Source organism: Moorena sp., from assembly GCF_982860115.1.
Map to the genome: position 1 here is coordinate 48,948 of NZ_CEYLVT010000022.1, position 4,723 is coordinate 53,670.

At 46.7% G+C, this 4,723-nt stretch carries 3 protein-coding genes; all 3 read left to right on the forward strand.

The annotated features are described in order from the left end of the window. The first annotated feature begins 35 nt into the window (after positions 1 to 35). The 3 genes from zwf (at position 36) to AC4II3_RS06400 (ending at position 4,578) form a co-directional block, all read left to right on the forward strand. On the forward strand, positions 36 to 1,565 hold the full coding sequence (zwf, locus tag AC4II3_RS06390; protein ID WP_488006322.1) for a glucose-6-phosphate dehydrogenase: 1,530 nt from the start codon (positions 36 to 38) through the stop codon (positions 1,563 to 1,565). A gap of 88 nt (positions 1,566 to 1,653) precedes the next feature. Further along, a complete protein-coding gene (gene opcA / locus AC4II3_RS06395) occupies positions 1,654 to 3,009 on the forward strand; it encodes a glucose-6-phosphate dehydrogenase assembly protein OpcA (protein WP_488006320.1) in 1,356 nt (451 codons plus the stop codon). Between the two features lie 93 nt (positions 3,010 to 3,102). Next, positions 3,103 to 4,578 (forward strand): cobyrinic acid a,c-diamide synthase CobB, encoded by a 1,476-nt coding sequence (locus tag AC4II3_RS06400; protein WP_488006318.1) that lies wholly within the window; start codon positions 3,103 to 3,105, stop codon positions 4,576 to 4,578. Positions 4,579 to 4,723 lie beyond the last annotated feature (145 nt).

Consider the following 4,723-nt stretch of genomic DNA (forward strand, 5'->3'; position numbering starts at 1 on the left):
TTAACCTTCACCCTGATCACCTTCAATAGGCAAAGATGGTTACTCTGCTAGAAAATCCCTTAAGAGTGGGCTTGCAACAGGAGCGCACGCCAGAACCATTGATTATGGTGATTTATGGCGCGTCCGGAGATTTAACTAAACGCAAGCTCGTACCAGCACTTTACCAGCTTAAACGAGAACGACGGCTACCACCAGAAATTACCATCGTTGGTGTTGCCCGTCGAGATTGGACTCATGACTACTTCCGGGAACAAATGCGGGAGGGAATCGAGGAATTTTCCGATGGGATTCAATCGGAGGAGTTGTGGCAAGACTTTGCCGATGGCTTGTTCTACTGTTCCGGTGACATGGATAAAGCCGAAAGTTACCAGAAACTGAAAGCCTTCTTGGGAGAACTCGATGGTAGACGGGGAACACGGGGAAACCGGGTATTTTATTTAGCCGTAGCTCCCAGATTCTTCACAGAAGCCATCCAGCAATTGGGGGCAGCGGGAATGCTGAGTGACCCAGTTAAGCAGCGGTTGGTAATTGAAAAACCCTTCGGGAAGGATTTAAGTTCAGCTCAATCTCTCAACCGGGTGGTACAAAAAGTCTGCAAAGAAGAGCAAATTTACCGCATTGACCACTATCTGGGCAAAGAAACGGTTCAGAACCTGTTAGTGTTCCGCTTTGGTAATGCTATCTTTGAGCCGTTGTGGAATCGCCAGTTTGTTGACCATATCCAGATTACCGTAGGCGAATCGGTAGGGGTAGAGGAACGGGCCGGTTACTACGACAAATCCGGGGCACTGCGGGATATGGTGCAGAACCATTTGATGCAGCTATTTTGCCTAACGGCCATGGAAGCTCCCAATGCTCTGGACGCTGACAGTATCCGTACTGAAAAGGTCAAGGTGATTCAAGCTACTCACCTGGCAGATATTCATAATCTAGAAAATTCAGCAGTGCGGGGTCAGTATGCAGCAGGTTGGATGAAAGGCAAACAAGTGCCTGGTTATCGGGATGAGAAAGGGGTTGACCCCAATTCCACTACCCCCACCTATGTCGCCCTAAAGCTACTGATTGATAACTGGCGCTGGCAAGGAGTTCCCTTTTACCTGCGCACGGGGAAACGACTACCGAAGAAGGTCAGTGAGATCTCCATTCAGTTTCGTAAAGTTCCCCTAATGATTTTTAAATCTGCGGCTCAGCAGACTAGCCCCAATGTCTTAACCCTGCGCTTGCAGCCCAATGAGGGAATTTCTCTGCGTTTTGAGGCGAAACGGCCAGGACCAGATTTGCGCACCCGCACCGTAGATATGGACTTTAGCTACGGTTCTTCTTTTGGTGTGGCAACTGCTGATGCCTATAATCGGCTTTTACTTGACTGTATGTTAGGGGATCAAACGTTGTTTACTCGTGCTGATGAAGTGGAAGAAGCCTGGAGGGTAGTGACACCAGCCTTAGCAGCTTGGGATGGTCCAGCTGATCCAGCATCCATACCTCAGTATGAAGCAGGAACTTGGGAACCGAAGGAAGCCGAACACCTAATTAATCGAGATGGACGTCGCTGGCGCAGACTTTAAGTTAGTTAGTCACTAGTGATTAATAACTAGTGACTAATAACTAGTGACTATTGACTAATGACTATTGACAAAAAACAAGTAAATTGCTATGGCTACACAATCTCCTCCGGTGCTTTCAATACAACCACCCAAAGATGTTTCTTTGGGTGAAATTGAAGCGGAATTGCGTCAAATTTGGCAAAGCTATGGTGAAAACGGTGATTCGCCCAGTGCGATCAGGGCAACAACCTTTAGTTTAGTGGTTTATGAACCCGAAGAAACCCAGCAGCTCTTAGCAGCACTGGGATATTATTCCGGTCCAATTGATGGTATTATAGGCCCGCGCATGGTGGCTGCTCTCAAGGCAGCACAGAAAGCCTACGGATTGGAAAAAACAGGTAAAGCAGATGAGGCGACTAAGGCAAAACTACGGCAGGAATACAATGAATCTGTCCAGAAGGGAGATACCCAGAAGAAGCTAGAGTATTCCGGTGATTTAGAAGGATTTGGAATTGCCGATGCGATCGCAGCCTCTAACCCCTGTCGCATTATTGCCCTTTGTCCTATTGCTGGGGAAGATGAAGGGGTTAAGGCTCAGGTATCTGCCTCTTGCCCAATTCAAAAGCAAAGCCAGAGTACATTAATATGTTGTGAATACATCACCCTAACTGGCACCGCTGCTGCTTTGGAACGGATTAGCGGTATCATTTCGGAATTGATGTTAGCAGAACTGCCGAAATTCCTCTGGTGGAAGGGAACTCCTGATCCTAATTATGGGTTGTTCCAACGCTTAGCAGGGCTAAGTAATACCGTCATTGTTGACTCAAGTAGCTTTAGCAATCCAGAGGAACAGTTATCACAAATGTGTGAGCTGATCAATCAGGGCACACCAGTGGCTGACCTAAATTGGGCACGGTTGGCAGCATGGCAAGAGTTAACCGCAGAAGCATTTGATCCACCAGAACGTCGTGGGGCAATCTACGAAGTTGATCAAGTTACCATTGATTACGAAAAAGGGAATGAGGCTCAAGCACTGATGTTTCTCAGTTGGTTAGCGTCTCGCTTAGAATGGCTTCCCACGTCTGATCTCAAAGAAGGTGGGGATTACGACCTGCGGCGTGTTAAATTTATCAGACCCAACCAGCAAACTGTAGAAGCAGAATTGGCAGCTATCCCCGTAGCTGATGTCGGAGATGTGGCAGGTGATTTGATTAGCCTGCGCTTGGGTTCGACCAACCTGCAAGCTGATTGCTGCACTGTGTTGTGTTCACAAACCACAGGTTGTATGCGTATGGAAGCTGGTGGTGGGGCTCAGTCTTGCCGCATTCAGCAGGTATCGCCCTTGTTTGACCAGAAGACAGAGTTTTTGCTCTCTCAGCAATTACAACGCTGGGGTCGGGAGATGCTATACGAAGAAAGTATGGCAGTGACCAAGGAAATTTTGAATTTGACGGTAACAAGTTGAAGGTTTGAACGAAGGGTTGAAGGTTAGCAAGTTGCACGTTCAATGTTGAGATCATAAACTTTAACCTTAAAACCTTAAACCTTCAACTCTTCAATGGCTTTAATCATCGCTGGTGAACGTAGTGGGGTGGGCAAAACAACAGTTACGCTCGCCCTATTATCGTATTTATCCAGGTGTAACTATACAATTCAATCCTTTAAAGTCGGTCCGGATTACATTGACCCCATGTTTCATCAGCGGGTTACGGGACGTCCTTGTCGGAATTTAGACCCAGTATTAACCTCTGAAGATTATGTTAAAGAGTGCTTTTACCGCCATTGCCAGGGAGTAGATTATGCCCTGATTGAAGGGGTGATGGGGTTATTTGATGGAGCATCAGGAAAGGATGATTTTGCCAGCACAGCTCATGTAGCAAGGCTGTTAGACGTGCCAGTGTTATTAGTGTTGGATTGCTCTCGGTTATCTCGTTCCGTGGCTGCGATCGCATATGGCTATCAATCCTTGGATCCTAGGATTACCATAGCTGGAGTAGTATTGAATCGAGTCGGAAGCTCACGGCATTTGGAATTGCTCAAGGATGCTCTCGAACCGTTACACATTCCTGTATTAGGAGAGCTAAAGCGTCAGGATAATATAACTATTCCGGATCGGCACTTGGGCTTGATACCTACTGCTGAAATTACTCAACTGGATGCTTTGATTAACCGACTTGCTGATCTAGGACAGAGTTGCTTTAATTGGGAACATCTTCACTCAGAGTTAAAGGTTAACCGGTTACAGCTTAACTCAAAGTTGAAGGTTGGTAGGTTACAGGTTGAAAGTTCTTCACAGTTGAAGGTTGGCCGGTTACAGGTTGAAAGTTCTCTAGACAACCTGCAACCTACCAACCTTCAACTTGTAACCTCTAATAACCTGCCACCTGCCCTAATCCGAATTGCTGTAGCATGCGATCGCGCTTTTAGTTTCTATTACCAAGACAATCTCGATAGTTTGGAACAGCTAGGAGCAGAGTTAGTGTATTGGAGTCCCCTCACCGATACCACTTTACCTCCTGATATACAAGGGATGTACTTTGGTGGTGGTTTTCCAGAAGTTTTTGCTGAGCAACTCGCCGAAAATAGTAGTGCGCGAGAGTCAGTGCGAACAGCTATAGAGTCAGGGATGCCCACGTATGCTGAGTGTGGCGGATTGATGTATTTAGGGGAGCAGATTACAGATTTTGACGGGAAATCTTGGTCAATGGTAGGGGTATTACCCACGGTTACGGTGATGGGAAAATCCCTTACTTTAGGATATCGACAGGCAACTACTTTGCTCGATGGACCATTGTTACCTGCCGGAGCAACGGTTTGGGGACATGAATTTCATCGCTCCCACTTAACAGTGATGCCCTCCAATCCCTTGTTTGAGTTACGGGGATATAACCAGAGAAAGGTTGGAGTTGAAGGCTGGCAAGTCTATCAGCTCCATGCTTCCTATGTTCATCTCCATTGGGGTAGTTGTCTTGAGCTTCCTCTGCGATTTGTGGAACGCTGTCAGCAGTTCACTTTTGAGGGAGTGAATTGCTAGTTCAGAACCATTTAAGATTCACTTTCAGCTTTCTAGCAAAAGGAGCCCCACATCTCAATACGTAGTAGGAGTGTGGTCAGAAGTTACCTTAGAAGAGTGGAGCCTTTATAGTTGGCAGGCTATGCATAAAAGAGGTGCGACCCGT